The sequence below is a fragment of the Kordia antarctica genome (assembly GCF_009901525.1).
Lineage (GTDB): Bacteria > Bacteroidota > Bacteroidia > Flavobacteriales > Flavobacteriaceae > Kordia > Kordia antarctica.
Genome location: NZ_CP019288.1, coordinates 3,955,998 through 3,972,219, shown reverse-complemented (window position 1 = coordinate 3,972,219; position 16,222 = coordinate 3,955,998). Strand labels below are relative to the sequence as shown.

Genomic DNA, 16,222 nt, shown 5'->3' with positions numbered 1-16,222 from the left:
TTTAGTAGATGAAAGATAAAGTAAGAGCAAAAAAACACTTAGGACAACATTTTCTAAAAGATGAAGAAATTGCAGAAAAAATTGCAGATACGCTTTCGTTAAACGGCTATAAAAAGATCCTAGAAATTGGTCCAGGAACAGGTGTTTTAACGAAATACTTACTAAAAAAACCTGTAACAACTTTTGTATGCGAAATTGACTCAGAATCAGTCACCTACTTGCGAGCGCACTATTTACAGCTTTCAGATAAAATTATTGAAAAAGATTTTCTAAAATACGATGTATCGGAAACCTTCAAGCAAGAACAATTTGCCATTATTGGAAACTTTCCGTATAACATTTCTACACAAATCGTATTCAAAACGTTGGAACTTCGCGATCAAGTTCCAGAATTTAGCGGTATGTTTCAAAAAGAAGTTGCACAACGTATTTGCGCGCCACACGGAAACAAAACGTATGGAATATTGTCTGTATTAACGCAAGTTTTTTACGAAGCGGAATACCTTTTTACGGTGCCACCAGAAGTATTCAATCCGCCACCAAAAGTAGAATCTGGCGTAATGCGACTCACTAGAAAAAAAGACTATTCACTTCCGTGTGATGAAAAACTATTCTTCAGAGTGGTAAAAACGGCGTTTCAACAACGAAGAAAAACACTTCGTAACAGTTTAAAAACATTCAATCTTTCCGATAATTTAAAAGAAGATACTATCTTTGGACTGCGACCTGAACAATTAAGCGTTCAGCGATTTGTAGAATTAACCATCAAGATAGCAAATGATTCCATTCAAACTCAGTGATGAGCTCATCGAGCAAGTAGAAAAGCTCATTGAAATAAAAAATGATGCTGTACTTCTAGAACTCCTAGAAGAGATTCACTATGCGGATATCGCAGAAATTATTGATGAGCTAAATCTTGAGGAAGCTACATACATCATCAAACTCCTCGATAGTGAAAAAACATCTGACATTCTTACGGAAGTTGACGATGATGTTCGTGAAAAAATACTGGAGAATCTTTCTGCCAAAGAAATCGCCGAAGAAATTGATGAACTTGATACGGATGATGCCGCAGATATCATTTCTGAACTTCCTGAAGAGCGAAAACAAGAAGTAATTTTTGAACTAGAAGATAGAGAACACGCCAAAGAAATTGTAGAATTACTTCGCTATGATGAAGATACTGCTGGTGGATTAATGGCAAAAGAATTGGTCAAAGTCAACGAAAACTGGAATGTACTTACTTGCGTAAAAGAAATGCGAAAACAAGCAGAAGAAGTATCGCGCGTACATTCAATTTATGTAGTTGATGATGATGATATTTTAAAAGGAAGATTGTCATTGAAAGATTTATTGACAACGTCTACACGTACGCATATCAAGGAGTTATACATTCCGAAAGTAGATTATGTAAGTGTTGGCGAGAAAGCGGAAGATGTTGCTAAAATTATGTCGAAATACGATTTAGAAGCCATTCCTGTTGTAGACGAAATGCACCGTTTGGTGGGTCGTATTACCATTGATGATATTGTAGATGTTATTAGAGAAGAAGCTGAAAAAGATTACCAACTTGCCGCAGGTATTACACAAGATGTAGAAGCTGATGATAGTATTTGGCAACTCACGCGCGCACGTTTACCGTGGCTTTTCTTAGGATTACTTGGAGGAATTGGCGCAGCAGCTATTATGGAAGGATTTGAAGAAATGATTAGTAAATACGCTATTCTTTTCTTCTTCACACCACTAATTGCCGCAATGGCAGGAAATGTTGGTGTACAATCGAGCGCTATTATTGTACAAGGTTTGGCAAATGACGATATTAAAGGAAGCATTAAAAACCGATTGATCAAAGAAATGCTTTTAGCCATGTTAAATGGTATTATACTAGCAATAATTCTTTTGATTGTAGTTTATTTTTGGAAAGATGATATAAATGCAGCTTTAGCAATCTCCGTTTCTTTAGTCATTGTTATCATTGTTGCTGGAATCATCGGAACGTTTATTCCGTTATTTTTAGATAAAAGAGGAATTGATCCTGCAATTGCAACAGGTCCATTTATAACTACGAGCAATGATATCTTTGGAATTTTAATCTATTTTATGATCGCAAAACTTATTATTGGGATATAAAAAAGATCAATTCGATATAATTGGTTCTCTTACGCAATCCATTCCTTTTCCGCAGTGTAGCAAGCATTTTTCGTTAAGAATTTTTGAAGCCTTGGAAAAAATTTAGAAAAATGAATGCGGTTTTAGCTTTTTCAGCTAAAAACACCTCTGGAAAAGCGCACTTTCTTTTGTTTCTGTTTTCTTTGTGCGAGCAAAGAAAATGAAAATAATAATTTGAAAATGAGATGATTATAAATATATTTTCTTAATAAATTATAATGATTTTTGAGGAAATTTATAGCTAACTCGCATTAAATGTGTTGGAAAAAACATACTCTACATACGAATTACCTGTAAACAAACGTTACAATTGCGTCTAATTCAACACACTAATTGACACAAAGGTTTACAGATATATGGAAAATCATACCATCAGAAAAGCAGTTACAGCGGATGCGAAATTTATTTCGTTATTGGCTAAAATCAACTTTTCAGAAGCGTATGGAAATTTATTCCATTCCAAAAAAAAACTACGGACGTATATAAACAACGTATTTTCAATAGAAAAAATAAAGACTTCACTCGAAAAAGAAGAAAATATATTTTGGATTGCTTTTGTTGGCGATCTTCCTGTCGGATATGCCAAACTGAAAAAGAATTCGCCTGTTCCTAATACAAACTTCAACAATGCCGCTGAATTACAAAAAGTATGTATCCTGAAAGAATATATCATAGAAAGTAACGGCAGACAACTGAAAGCTGACTTTTTTAAAGAAATTCAACAACTACAAATTCATCGTGTGTGGCTCAGAGAAATATATATAAACGAAAAAACACTAAATTTTTATAGAACACATAACTTTCATAAATACGATTCTCATAGCTTTAGTATCGAAAAAGAAGATTTTGTCTTTAATATTATGATGAAGACATTCTAAAAAATTCCTCGTATTTTAGACGTATGAAAGCAATCAACATCAACGAAAAATTTAAACTTGTAAACAAACAATGGCATCCACATCAAGTTGCTGTTGTAGACGATATGCAAGTTCTTTTTGCAAAAATTCAAGGAGAATTTGTCTGGCATTCGCATGACAATGAAGACGAATTGTTTCAAGTCGTGAAAGGAACCTTATTTATGAAATTTCGCGATAAAACAGTCACGGTAAACGAAGGCGAAATTATTGTAGTTCCAAAAGGTGTTGAACATTGTCCTGAAACGAAAGATGGCGAAGAAGTACACGTTTTACTATTCGAAAAACTATCCACGGCGCATACAGGCAAAGTACAACATGAAAAAACTCAAACCGAATATCCAAAAATATAATACACGTGAACATTTTACATCTTGATGAAAATCACTCATTATTAATTGAACAATTAGCGGAATTAGGACATACAAATCATGAAGATTATACGTCTTCCAAAGCAGAAATTGAAGCAAAAATTCACGAATACAACGGATTTATCATTCGCAGCCGATTCCAGATTGATGCCAATTTTCTAGCGAAAGCAACCAATTTAAAATTCATTGGACGCGTTGGCGCAGGTTTAGAAAATATAGATTGTGAATTTGCTGAACAACAAGGAATCAAACTAATTTCTGCGCCAGAAGGCAACCGAAATGCAGTTGGCGAACACGCACTTGGCATGTTGTTATCATTGTTTAATAAACTAAACAAAGCCGACCGAGAAGTTCGGAACGGAAAATGGTTGCGCGAAGCCAATAGAGGAATTGAGTTAGACGGACAAACCGTTGGAATTATTGGTTACGGAAACATGGGAAAAGCATTTGCGAAAAAATTACGCGGTTTTGATGTTGATGTAATTTTTTATGATTTAAAAGAAAATATAGGCGACAAAAATGCGACACAAGTTTCCCTTTCAGAATTGCAAGAACGTGCAACTGTACTCAGTTTACATACGCCGCAAACTTCGCGTACGCTGAATATGATAAATGAGAAATTCATCAAAAAATTTAAACACTCGTTTTGGTTGCTAAATACAGCACGCGGAAAAAGTGTTGTCACGCAAGATTTGGTAGAAGCTCTAAAATCTGGAAAAATACTCGGCGCAGGATTAGATGTGTTAGAATATGAAAAAAGTTCGTTTGAAAACTTATTCAATGACAATCAAATGCCAGCAGCTTTTAAATATTTAATTCAGTCAGAAAACGTGTTATTATCGCCGCATGTCGCAGGTTGGACAAAAGAAAGTAAAGAGAAATTAGCACAAACTATTGTAGATAAAATAAAGCGCCATTTTCACAAATTCTAAACTTTGAAAACATGAAAAATACAGTGTTAAGATACGGAATGTATAGTTTTTTACTGGCATCAGGACTTTTTTTAATTGTATTCTATGCTGGCGAAAGATTCTCGTTTCAAACACAATCAATTCTAGGATATGTAGCAATGTTTCTTTCGTTATATTATGTCTACTTTGGCATCAAACACTATAAAAATGAGGAATTAAATGGCGAAATTGATTTCAAAACAGCATTTATAATTGGTGCGCTTATTTCCATTTTTGCCGCAGTTGGTTTCGGACTTACAGATGCAATCTACATTAGTGAAATTAATCCCGATTATACAGCACAATATCTTACCTATGAGAATAAACTTTTAGCTGCTCGTACAAATTTAACTCCTGGAGAAATGAACTATGAAAAGCTATCTTTACTCAAACGAAGTGAAGCTTTTGGAAATCCATTCATTGTCTTTTTTGTAATGACGATGATGGTATTTGTACTTGGCGTGATAGTTTCCTTACTTTCAGCATTTATGCTACACAAGAAAAATTAAACCTTAAAAAAGAAAAATATGAAAAATAGAGTAACAGGTTTAGGCGGATTCTTCTTTAAAACAGAAGATCCAAAAGGACTTAAAAATTGGTATGGAAAACATTTAGGTTTGCCTGTGGACGATTACGGATGTACTTTTTGGTGGAAAGATAAAGAAGGAAAAGACTGTTCTACACAATGGAGTACGTTTCCAAACGACACAAAATACTTTCAGCCAAGCGAGAAGCAATTCATGATGAATTTCAGAGTAGAAAATTTGGTAGAATTACTAGCCGTTTTAAAAGAAGAAGGCGTTACTGTTGTTGGCAAAATTGAAGAATACGAATACGGAAAGTTCGGCTGGATTTTAGATCCTGAAGGAAATAAAATTGAACTTTGGGAACCTATTGATGAAGCTTTTAAGTAGAAAAAGTGTCTGAAAAAAGATGTTAGACCGCTACGCTTTTAGAATCAAGAATAAAGACTTATTGCTAACTATTTGATAGACAGTAGTTTTTCAAATATAAAACGCGTTGGATGGTTTTTACTTTAGATAAGAATGTTGTAATTTTATGGATAACTGAATTAATATAGATTTGGTTATAATAGAAATAACAGGAATTTTTGTTATATAAGTTTGACAACCATTACCAATCACAATCTGAAAAATGACTAAAGGAGAAGAAAAAGATTTAATATTAAAAGCTATAGTTAGAGAAGAAAATTCTTTAAGAAAAGGAACTAGTATAAATGAGGAATTATTCCCCGAAAAATCAATAGAGGAAGTTTTGTGTTTATTGAAAGAAATGGACGAATCACATCTTGATACTCCAAAATTTGAATTTACTAGATATGATGCTATAGTTATGGATAAAGGTTTTTCTGAAATTACTTTAAAAAACGGAGGTTTTACTAAATTAGAATCTGAAACAAATTCTGAATCTGAATCCTTGAAAGAAAAAGAAATTTTAGAATTGGAAAATCTTAAAATACAAAAAGAAAATTCAGATTACCAAAAGTCTAATAGAATCAAAGAGGAAGAGATACTAGAATTAACAAAAGATAATTTAAGGCTTGGGAATTGGGATATTAGATTTAGGTGGTACATCACAATTAGTGCTTTTATAATTGGAATTATAGTTAAACATTTTATTGACAATTAATAACTTCAACTTTCAATAAATACCTTAATTACCAAATCAACTATTTTAGGTTTAAACTAAAATTAAAAACATGAAAACAACAACATTTCTAACATTTGTAGGTGAGCAATGCGGAAAGGCTGAAGAAGCAATAAATTTCTACACTTCTATCTTTCCAAATTCGGAAATTAAAAGCATCACAAGATACCAAAAAGGAGAACCTGGAGGAACACCAGCGCTTATCAAATATGGAGTATTTACCTTAAATGGCACAGAATACATGGTTTCCGAAAGTAATTACAATCATAATTGGTCATTTACACCAGGAGTATCAATATTTGTTGATTGTGATTCAGAAAATGAGATTCTAACTTTATTTGAAAAACTTTCTTCAAATGGTGGCAAAATTATGATTCCTCTTGATAACTACACTTCAGAGAATTACGGTTTTGGTAAAAAATTCGGATGGTGTGAAGATAAATTTGGTATTTCATGGCAATTGAATCTTCCAGAATAAATTCAAATTACGATACAAGTGTTGCTCAAATAAACAGCTACACAATTGTTATGTAGCAACTTGCAATTTTAAATAATAATGATATCTAACTAAAGTTAAATAAAAAATTCAAAAAAAACCGTTACATTTAAGATTCCAATCGAAAAGGTTCAATTATGGATGATAAAAAAGACGACTTAGAGAAAAAAATAGAAACTACTTCCAACGAAGTTTCAGAAAATATGGAAGATGCAAAGGAAACTATTAGTGAAAAAGCAGAAGAGATAAAGGAGGAAACTATTGAAGCTAAAGAAAATACAGTAGAAGAAATCAACGATACAATAGAAGATGCTAAGGAAGCTGTCGATGCAAAAACGGAGTATGCAAAAGAAGAAACTACACAAGCCAAAGAAAGCAAAGTAGACGAACTAAAAGCTGAAGTAAAAGAAACGCTACATACTGCAAAAGAAAAATTGAGCGAGTTTACAGAAACCGCACAGGAAAAAGCCGCAGATTTTGCCGAAGAAGCGAAAGAAACTTTTGGAAAAGCGAAAGAGAAAGCTTCTGAATTTGCTGGCGAAGCCAAAGAAAAAATTAGTGAATACGCTGATGTCGCTAGTGAAAAAGCTGCCGATTTCGCAGAAGAAGCAAAAGAGAAATTTGGAGAATACAGCGAAGTTGCCAAAGAAAAAGCAAGTGAATTATCTGAAGAAGCAAAAGAAGTTTACGGAGATGTAAAAGAAAAAGTTAGCGAATTTGCCGAAGAAGCTGGCGAACGCATTGAAGACTTTACCGAGGAAGCCAAAGAAACAATTGAAGAAGCTACGAAGAAAACGAAAAGTTTCTTTCAACGTTTATTTGGAAAATAAAAAACATGAAAAGCTGCAAAACATTTTCAACTTCTTTATCTTTATCGCATTAGTGCGTTACAAACATATCTCATGGGAATTACAAAAAATCACATTTTTGATGACTATCAAAACGAAACTGCATCCATCACAAAAGTATTAGGGCATCCTGCACGAATTGCGATATTGCAATACATTAGCGAAAACGAATACTGCAATTGTAACGATTTGGTAAAAGCCACAGGATTAGCGCAACCAACGATTTCGCAACATCTTTCCGAAATCAAAAGAATAAAGTTACTCAAGCAAAAAAGTAAAGGGAAAAATACGTTTTACACAATTGATGTCGATTTGTTGAATCAATATCGAAGAAAAATTAATGATTTCTTTGTGAAACTTCAAGTAAGCTGTCAAAATAAAAGCTAAATAACTGTGGATTCACAAGTTTACTAGATGTTAAATCAACAATCATAAACTCTTACCAAAATTATGAAAAATGTACTTGTACTTTGTACTGGAAATTCCTGTCGTAGTCAAATGGCTGACGGTTATTTAAAATATTTTGCCAAAGAAAAAGCAACTATATATAGTGCTGGAATTGAAACACATGGCGTAAATCCAAGAGCAGTTGCGATTATGAAGTTAGATGGAATTGATATTTCTCAAAATACTTCCAATAACGTTTCCGAATACCTAGATATTGACTTTGATTTTATCATCACGGTTTGCGATCACGCGCAGGAAAACTGTCCGCATATTCCAAGTAAAAACGCCAAACGTATTCATCAAGACTTCTTTGATCCGTCGAAAGTAAAAGGTTCGGAAGAGCAAATTTTTAATGCGTTTAAGAAGACTAGAGGTCAGATTAGAGCGTTTTGTGAGGAGTTTGTGGCGGAGGAATTGTAGTTTTCTTTTTGTTGATTTGTTTGTTTGTTTGTTTGTTTGTTTGTTTGTTTGTAAAAAATATAAAATATCATTCATAAAGAAATATTAGACCTAGATTTCCATCGTTTCTACTAAAAAGCTTCTTTTCCTGCGAAAATTGAAATATTTTTGGTTGGAATTAGTTTAGTTGTAAATGAAGTCACTCTTTGCATTTTTTTGTATCGGCTTGTTTTTCACTGTAAATCTTCAGGGACAAACAAAAAATCGTCGTATCAAAAAAGTAGCAGTCAAAGATTCTATTGTGTTGGATTCTGTCAGCATCAATCCGTTTCAATTTAAACTTACCGATAAAAAGAATATTCCGATTGATTCTACCGCATATCGAATTGACTTTGAGAAAGGTATTTTGTATTTGAATCTTGCCAAAATTAACACAGATTCTATTCGCGTAAGCTATACCAAATATCCAGAATTTTTGACGAAAAAATATAGCGGTTTTAATAAGAATTCTATTGTTCAGAATCCGATTGATATTGATAAAATTATCTCGCTTAGATCGAATAAAGAAGTTGCCAATACACGTTTGTTTGATGGTTTGAATACGTCTGGAAGCATTTCGCGTGGCGTTACCGTTGGAAATAATCAGAATACTGTTTTGAATTCCGAACTCGATTTACAGATTTCTGGTAAAATCTCGGAAACTATTACGTTGCGAGCTTCAATTCAAGACGCAAATATTCCGATTCAAGAAAGCGGATATTCACAACGCTTGGACGAATTTGATCAGGTTTTTATTGAACTCGAAAGTAAAAACTGGAAAATCCGTGCTGGAGACGTAAATCTTGAAAATACAGAAACTGATTTTATGCGTTTTCAAAAAAAGGTACAAGGAGTTGGCGTTACCGCAACGTTGCCACATGAAAATAGCAAAACTACCCTTTTTGCTGCTGCCGCGCTCGTTAGAGGTCGCTATACGCAAAGTAGATTTCAAGGACAGGAAGGAAATCAAGGTCCGTATAAATTGACAGGTCCGAACGAAGAATTGTTTATTTTAATTGTTTCTGGAAGTGAAACGGTTTTCGTCAACGGTTTGCCCGTAGAACGCGGCGAAAACAACGATTATGTGATTGATTATAACGCGGGAGAAATCACGTTTACGTCCAAATATCCGATTACTTCTGAAATGCGAATTACGATTGAATATCAGTTTACAGATAATAATTATACACGTTTTGTAACGTATGGCGGCGCAAAATACGAACATGAAAAATTCAAACTTGCAGGGCATATTTATTCTGAAAATGATTCTAAAAATCAGCCAATTCAACAAAATTTATCTGAAGAACAAGTCGCCATTTTACGCGAAGCTGGAGATAATCAACAATTAATGTCTGCGCCTTCTGCGGTGGAACAGGAGTTTTCTGAGAACCGAATTTTATATAAAAAAGAAATCATTGACGGCATGGAAGTTTTTGTGTTTTCAAACAATCCTGATGATACTTTATTTGATGTTCGTTTCTCGCTTGTTGGCGAAAATCAAGGAAATTATATGTTGTCTAATACGGCTTCAAACGGACGTATTTACGAATATGTTTCGCCAATTTCTGGCATTTTACAAGGTAATTACGAACCTATTATTCAGTTGGTTTCGCCAACTAAAACACAAGTTGCCGTTTTGAACGGAAGTTATACGCCAAGTGAAAAAACGGACGTACAATTTGAAGTTGGTTTTAGCAATAATGATGAGAATTTGTTTTCGTCTTTGGACGATGATAATAATCAAGGTTTGGCTGCAAAAATTAGCGTACAACAGCAATTGTTAGATAAGAAATGGAAGATTAAAAGTTTTGCAAATTTTAATTATATCGATGAAAAGTTTCAAACTATTGAGCGTTTGTATTCGATTGAATTTAATCGTGATTGGAATTTAGATAACATTTTTAATGCAGGAAATCAGCAGTTTTTAGCGACAGGTTTGGATTTTTCTAACGAGAAAAACGGAACTGCTCGGTATAGTTTTGAGTATTTAGATTTTAAGAATAATGCCACTGGAAATCGTCATATTATTTCTTCTAATTTGAAATTTGGAAAACTCAAAGTACAGTCTAACGGAAGTTATTTAACTAATGAAACCGTAACCTCAACTTCCGATTTTTTACGATTGTTCGCGCGTTCTACGTATAGTTTTACCAAAAGCTGGATTGGTGCGCAATTAAACTTGGAAAGCAACGAACAAAAAGAAATTGCTACAGAAACATTTACGCCATTGAGTCAACGTTTTAAAGCCTATACAGGATTTGTTGGTGTTGGCGATAGCTTGAAGATTCATGCCGAAATTGGCTTTACGTATCGTGTGAACGATAGTTTGCGGACTAATAATTTGGAGCGCGTAAACACTTCAAACACCTACTTTTTGAAGTCAAAATTGGTTCAGAATAAAAGCACACAGTTATCATTGTTTGTGAATTATAGAACCTTGAAACAAGAAGATGAAAATATTTCTGATGAGAAATCATTGAATTCACGTTTGGTGTTTCAGCAGCGATTATTTGATAAAATGATTACGTTAAATACTGTGTACGAAACCAATTCTGGAACGTTGCCACAACAGGAATTTACGTATGTACAAGTAGATCAAGGTCAAGGCGTTTACACGTGGAATGATTATAATGATAATGGAATTCAGGAGTTGGACGAGTTTGAATTGGCGCAGTTTCCTGATGAAGCAATTTATGTACGTGTGTTGTTGCCGAATCAAATTTTTATTAAGACGCATCAGAATAAATTTAGTCAAGTTGTAACCTTGAATCCTACGCAATGGAATGCAGCTTCTGGCATGAAGAAATTTTTATCGCATTTTTACAATCAAGCATCTTTTTTGATAGATCGAAAGATTCGTCGTGAGAATGATAATTTTAATTTTAATCCGTTTGATGATGCTGAAGATGCCAATGTTTTAGGATTGAATCAGAGTCTGCGAAATGCGCTCTTTTTTAATCGCGGGAAGCAAAAATATACAACTTCGTATACGTATTTGAATGCAAAGTCTAAGAATTTGCTTTCTATTGGTTCACAGGAAAATATTAATACGTCGCATCAACTTCAGTTTACACATAAGATTGGTAAATTCTGGTTGACCGATTTTATTAGTAGTAGTGGAAAAACAGAGAGTATTTCAGAGAATTTCTTGAATAAAAACTTTGAGATTAATTTATTTAAAGTAGCGCCGACACTTTCGTATTTATTTAATAGAAATAGTCGTTTTAGCGTGTTTTATAAGTTTGAGAATAAAGAGAATAGCATTGGTGATATGGAATCGTTGACACAGCAAAAGGTTGGTGTTTCGTTCGCGTATAGCAATCAACAAAAAGTAGCGTTGAATGGCGAGTTTAATTATTTTAAGAATGATTTTTCTGGAAATGCATTCTCGCCAGTTGGTTATCAAATGTTAGAAGGCTTGCAACCTGGCACAAACCTTACGTGGAATATTTTAATTCAAAAGAAATTGACAAAGTTTTTAGATTTAAATCTTTCTTATTTTGGTAGAAAAAGTAAGGACTCACGCACCATTCACACAGGAAATGTGCAACTGAAAGCATTCTTTTAACTATTATTAACAGTATGGCGACGCAACCTTTTTATACTTCTTGAATCTATTTATGGTATAATTATTGCTAAATCATGCAACATACAACAACAAAACCAGTACTTATTATGAAAAACAATTTTACTCGAGCATTATTAGCTCTTTTCCTTTTGATAGGATTTCAATCGTACGCACAAGACGAAGATTCGCAAAAAAAAGATGACCAATTTAATGTTGGCGATCGTAAACACGAAATTCGTTTAGATGTCTTTGATGCTGCATTTTTCTCTGCAATTGATCTAAGTTATGAGCGTGTAAATGATGCCGCTTATGGTTATGGAGCTTCCTTATTTTTAAATTTTAGAAGCGGTGACGATGGTTCTTATTATGAGAAATTTGCATTTACGCCATTTTTTAGATTTTACTTTTTTAATAAAGAAGATTACGGAGCTAAAGGACTTTTTGTAGAGGTGTTTTCGAAGTTTGCTTCTGGAGAAAATTTTGATAATATTTTTGACGATGTAGAGAACGAAGTAGATTATTTTGATGCTGCACTTGGTTTGGCAATCGGAAAAAAGTGGGTAAATAGAAGAGGATTTATGTTAGAAATTTCACTTGGTGGCGGACGAAATATCGGATTGGATGATAATTCTCCAGATTTCACTTTTAGAGGTGGCGTTTCATTAGGTTATAGATTTTAAATAAACATTATTTTTAAAGCACATAAAAGCCTATTGTCGATTATATTAACGACAATAGGCTTTCTTTTATGAAAAAAATGGGTTTTACTTTCGTTGCATCATATATTAATAAACAACTCCTAAGCTAGATGATACTTGATCGTTCCAAGAAACTCTCCAAAACCACCATCTGTATAAAGTATACCAACGTAAGTTTGGAACTCCAAATCCTGAATATCCTGGTCTTTGGTAGAATGCCAATCTTCTTCCATTAAAACAAGAATGTTGATATAATACCGTATACGATCTTTTATTGGCAGGTTTCAAGACTATTAATGATGACATTTGATCATTGTAAGAACCAAATGTGTAGTCTCTATAATAGAATCTATTTGTTCTTCGTAATGGTGTCATTTCAGCTCCATAATACCAATGTTTGTAGAAATAAAATCTTCCTTGTCCCCAAATATCATAGTCACTACATGGACCTTCAGCATTAGCGGCATATTCCCCATCTCCTGTAGGAATGCGTCCGCCATCTTCTTCTACAAATGCATTCATTTCATCTTCAGAATCAAACACTTCCAAATTGATTACTACTGAGTTCGCTGTATCTGCTGACGCATCTGCTCCATCATACTCTTCAAGTTCTGTGATTAATACTGAACTAGCTCGCTCATCAGTACTGAATAATTCTTCAGCACGACCAGCGTCTCCAGTAGTATTTAAAACGTCTCCAGTTTCATTGTTAATAATATAACTTACAGAAAAGGTTTCCCTATTGTAATTATACACATGTTTTACTTCCGTTGTGTTGCTTGCTACAGCTGTACGTTCAGAAGTTTCAAATTTAGCCTGCTCTTCTGGGCTTTCATTCACGCTATCAGTTTGACAGCCAGTAATTGTCAAGGCAGTTATAAATAACACACCTAAATACATTTTAAATCTTTTCATGTTGATTAGTGTTTTGGTTATTAATAAGTTAAAATTACAAACGATTTGGTTTTATTTCATACGTAAACACCGTACATTTTATAAGTTTAATCCGTAAAAGACTACAATATAAATTCTATTTACATATATAAAATATTATATTTTCTTTTATTATTTAAATATAAACCATACTTTATATAAGTCTTTTCCGTAAAAATGAAAAACAAGTCAATTGTAAACATTTGAAATGCACTGTTTTATGGCTTTAAAATGTAGTGTATAAAAAAAGCGACTCAAAAGTCGCTTCCCTTATGCTTTATGCAGTATTATTCTTCCTCAAATATGTTGCTTTTGTATTTGTTGTATAAGAATGAAATAATCAGGAGCAATACTCCTAGAGATACAAATACAATCGTTTTAGATAGTGTAGACAAGTGTGCAATATCATAAAAGAATAGCTTGACAAGTGTGATTCCAAAGAGTCCAATAGCTCCAATTCGCAAGTATTGTTTCTGTTTCCAGATTCCTAAAACAATTACGAATAGCGCGTAAATTCCCCATAGAATACTTAATCCGAGTTTGTATGATTTTGTAATTAATGCTAAATCTAACCAATGAATCAATTCGCTACTCAGTACACATAGAATTGTGATGTGTAAGATACAATCAAAAATCATTTTGAAGTCTTTTTTGATAAATTTTTGACGAATGTATGTATAGGTAACCACTAACATAAGTGCCAAAAAGAGATACGAAATATAGCGAATGGAAATTGCATATAATCCAACATGTTCATACTTGCCCAAAGCTTCGCGCATATACGAACCTCTAAGTTTGCTTAATGCATATAATCCTTGTGTTAAAAAGACCAAAATTGTGAATATGTTTAATCCAAGATTAAGATATCCTAAGGTTTCATTTTTGATTTTTTTGATATTTACAAAAGATAATATCGACAAGAAAAGCAATGTGTAATTGATAACCCATGTTGTTTTGAATTCTAATAAATTGTAATTTAGATTTTTAATTGCCCCAAATTCTGAATCAATTGTAGTACTTGAATTTGTATATAATTGATTCCAATAACTTTCTATTTCTACTCTAAAAGCACAGTATATCGTAATTAATAAAATTCCTGGAATTGCAAACGAAAGTAATTCTGCAACCGATTTTCCGAGTTTCAGCGAAGACGAATGTTCTTTGTTGAAATTCAGTTTTGTAATAAATCCAAAAGCAGCTATAAAGAATAGTGAGTTTACAAAATTCATATTGAATAGTGGCGTGAGATACGCTTCTTTAGTATAAGAATACGTGTCGGGATAAAGCGTTGTCCAATCGTGGATAATACTCAAGAAAGCCAATAACATTAATGGATACGCAAGTTTTTCGTAAATCGCTTTATTTTTTGTGCGACCAATCCAGAATAGCAATGCGGCTTCAAAAACCCACAACATTGTTACCCAATTTCCATCTAATTGTACAGGAATAGCAATCGTTATGAAAGTGATTGCCAAACCAATAATTAAATACAATAAATTTTTATCTACTCCTTTTTGTTTAAATAGAATTAAACACACAATACTATGTAATCCTGCATTTATAAGTGTGAAAACGCCTAAAAATTCTTCTCCAACTGGATGACTGTTTAAAATAGAATATCCAATCGCATAAAAGAAGAATGTATTTAATAAGAGTAATACAATATCAATTCCTGAATAGGTTTCTTTTTTGAGCACTTTATACGCTAAAAGCATTACATAAAATATGACAAAGAAGATGGTAACAAACAACAATGCCAATCCGAAATGCGCTTCCATTGAATATTCCGAAAAATACCATGAAAAGTAAATCAACCATGTCAATCCAAATGCAGAACCATATAATGATTTCCAGTATTTTTTATAAGCAATTACTAAGATTCCAATGTTAATTATCATCATATATGAAAATAATACAAGTACATTTCCTGAGTCGTTACTCAATAAAAATGGAATCGCATACGCGCCAACCAAACCAATATGCGCAATGACTTGCCTATCATATTTTATGGCGGTAAACACTCCAAATACAGTAAATAAAACCATTAAAATAAATGCTGGCATTTGCGGAATTAGCCCATAAAAGTAATACGCTGCGTACGTAATGAAATACATAATTGCTATTGAGCCACTGACTAATACTGCACTGTAATTTTCGTATTTCTTTTTTAGTTTAATTCCAAAACCTAACAATGCAACTGCGCTTAAATATCCTAAGATAATTCGCATTAACGGACTAATTAATTCATTATCTATTGAATATTTTACACCAATTGAAACACCAATTACGGTAATGATAATTCCTATTTTATTTAATAAATTTTCTCCGATGAATTTCTCCAAATCCGATTTTTGATTTGAATTTTTTGGTTTATCTGTAGCAATATGTGTTGGCTTCGTTGTTGGTGTTTCAATTTTTGGAGCTGAAACCTTAACGTTAGATTCGATGATTTCCTCTGGAGCTGTTGCTGAAACTTCAATTGATTCTTTCGGTATAGGTTGCGCTGTTTCTATAGATTCATTAGCAATAGCTGACCATTTTGAAGCTCTTAATATTTCTATTTGAAAACGTAAATCGTTAATTTCTTTAGAAAATTGATCTTGCTTTTTAGACAGTATTTCGAGTCGCATTAAAAGTTGTTGGATACTTTCAGAATGATCTTGCATAGTCGTTATAAATATAATTGCAGTATAAATTGCCTAACTTATATTGCTTCTTAGTT

Annotated in this window: 16 protein-coding genes; 14 read left to right on the top strand and 2 right to left on the bottom strand. The window is 33.1% G+C overall.

Translation table 11 applies throughout. From position 1 onward, the window contains the following. Positions 1-8: 8 nt before the first annotated feature. The 14 genes from rsmA (at position 9) to IMCC3317_RS16435 (ending at position 12,549) form a co-directional block, all read left to right on the top strand. Positions 9-800 carry a 16S rRNA (adenine(1518)-N(6)/adenine(1519)-N(6))-dimethyltransferase RsmA gene (gene rsmA, locus IMCC3317_RS16500; RefSeq protein WP_160130589.1) on the top strand — a complete coding sequence of 264 codons (792 nt, stop codon included), beginning with the start codon at positions 9-11 and terminating at the stop codon, positions 798-800. Beyond that, a complete protein-coding gene (mgtE, locus tag IMCC3317_RS16495; protein WP_160130588.1) occupies positions 778-2,130 on the top strand; it encodes a magnesium transporter in 1,353 nt (450 codons plus the stop codon). The genes rsmA and mgtE overlap by 23 nt, the downstream gene beginning before the upstream one ends. Positions 2,131-2,525: 395 nt before the next feature. Then, on the top strand, positions 2,526-3,047 hold the full coding sequence (locus IMCC3317_RS16490; protein WP_160130587.1) for a GNAT family N-acetyltransferase: 522 nt from the start codon (positions 2,526-2,528) through the stop codon (positions 3,045-3,047). Positions 3,048-3,070: 23 nt separating this feature from the next. Next, positions 3,071-3,436 (top strand): cupin domain-containing protein, encoded by a 366-nt coding sequence (locus tag IMCC3317_RS16485; protein WP_160130586.1) that lies wholly within the window; start codon positions 3,071-3,073, stop codon positions 3,434-3,436. Between the two features lie 5 nt (positions 3,437-3,441). Further along, entirely contained in the window at positions 3,442-4,386 is a 945-nt protein-coding gene (locus tag IMCC3317_RS16480) for a 2-hydroxyacid dehydrogenase (protein WP_160130585.1), read from the top strand. A gap of 11 nt (positions 4,387-4,397) precedes the next feature. After that, positions 4,398-4,913: a DUF4199 domain-containing protein gene (locus IMCC3317_RS16475; RefSeq protein WP_160130584.1), complete on the top strand. Its 516-nt coding sequence runs from the start codon at positions 4,398-4,400 to the stop codon at positions 4,911-4,913. Between the two features lie 18 nt (positions 4,914-4,931). Continuing rightward, a complete protein-coding gene (locus IMCC3317_RS16470; RefSeq protein ID WP_160130583.1) occupies positions 4,932-5,318 on the top strand; it encodes a VOC family protein in 387 nt (128 codons plus the stop codon). Between the two features lie 241 nt (positions 5,319-5,559). Next, positions 5,560-6,054, top strand: coding sequence for a hypothetical protein (locus tag IMCC3317_RS16465; protein ID WP_160130582.1), 495 nt, complete (start codon positions 5,560-5,562; stop codon positions 6,052-6,054). A 70-nt stretch (positions 6,055-6,124) separates the two neighbouring features. Beyond that, positions 6,125-6,550: a VOC family protein gene (locus IMCC3317_RS16460; RefSeq protein ID WP_174805958.1), complete on the top strand. Its 426-nt coding sequence runs from the start codon at positions 6,125-6,127 to the stop codon at positions 6,548-6,550. 155 nt (positions 6,551-6,705) lie between these two features. Next, positions 6,706-7,398 (top strand): YtxH domain-containing protein, encoded by a 693-nt coding sequence (locus IMCC3317_RS16455; RefSeq protein ID WP_160130581.1) that lies wholly within the window; start codon positions 6,706-6,708, stop codon positions 7,396-7,398. Between the two features lie 72 nt (positions 7,399-7,470). Then, the gene (locus tag IMCC3317_RS16450) at positions 7,471-7,803 is read left to right on the top strand and encodes an ArsR/SmtB family transcription factor (protein WP_160130580.1); all 333 of its coding nucleotides are present in this window, start codon (positions 7,471-7,473) and stop codon (positions 7,801-7,803) included. Positions 7,804-7,866: 63 nt separating this feature from the next. Beyond that, positions 7,867-8,283 carry an arsenate reductase ArsC gene (locus tag IMCC3317_RS16445; protein ID WP_160130579.1) on the top strand — a complete coding sequence of 139 codons (417 nt, stop codon included), beginning with the start codon at positions 7,867-7,869 and terminating at the stop codon, positions 8,281-8,283. A 172-nt stretch (positions 8,284-8,455) separates the two neighbouring features. Continuing rightward, positions 8,456-11,869 (top strand): hypothetical protein, encoded by a 3,414-nt coding sequence (locus IMCC3317_RS16440; protein WP_170293856.1) that lies wholly within the window; start codon positions 8,456-8,458, stop codon positions 11,867-11,869. Positions 11,870-11,976: 107 nt separating this feature from the next. Continuing rightward, on the top strand, positions 11,977-12,549 hold the full coding sequence (locus IMCC3317_RS16435) for a hypothetical protein (protein ID WP_160130578.1): 573 nt from the start codon (positions 11,977-11,979) through the stop codon (positions 12,547-12,549). A 105-nt stretch (positions 12,550-12,654) separates the two neighbouring features. On the opposite strand, the gene IMCC3317_RS16430 is transcribed toward IMCC3317_RS16435, so the two are convergent. Next, positions 12,655-13,482, bottom strand: a complete 828-nt coding sequence (locus IMCC3317_RS16430) for a hypothetical protein (protein ID WP_160130577.1) — start codon at positions 13,480-13,482, stop codon at positions 12,655-12,657. 305 nt (positions 13,483-13,787) lie between these two features. Further along, positions 13,788-16,166: a DUF2339 domain-containing protein gene (locus IMCC3317_RS16425; RefSeq protein ID WP_160130576.1), complete on the bottom strand. Its 2,379-nt coding sequence runs from the start codon at positions 16,164-16,166 to the stop codon at positions 13,788-13,790. Positions 16,167-16,222 lie beyond the last annotated feature (56 nt).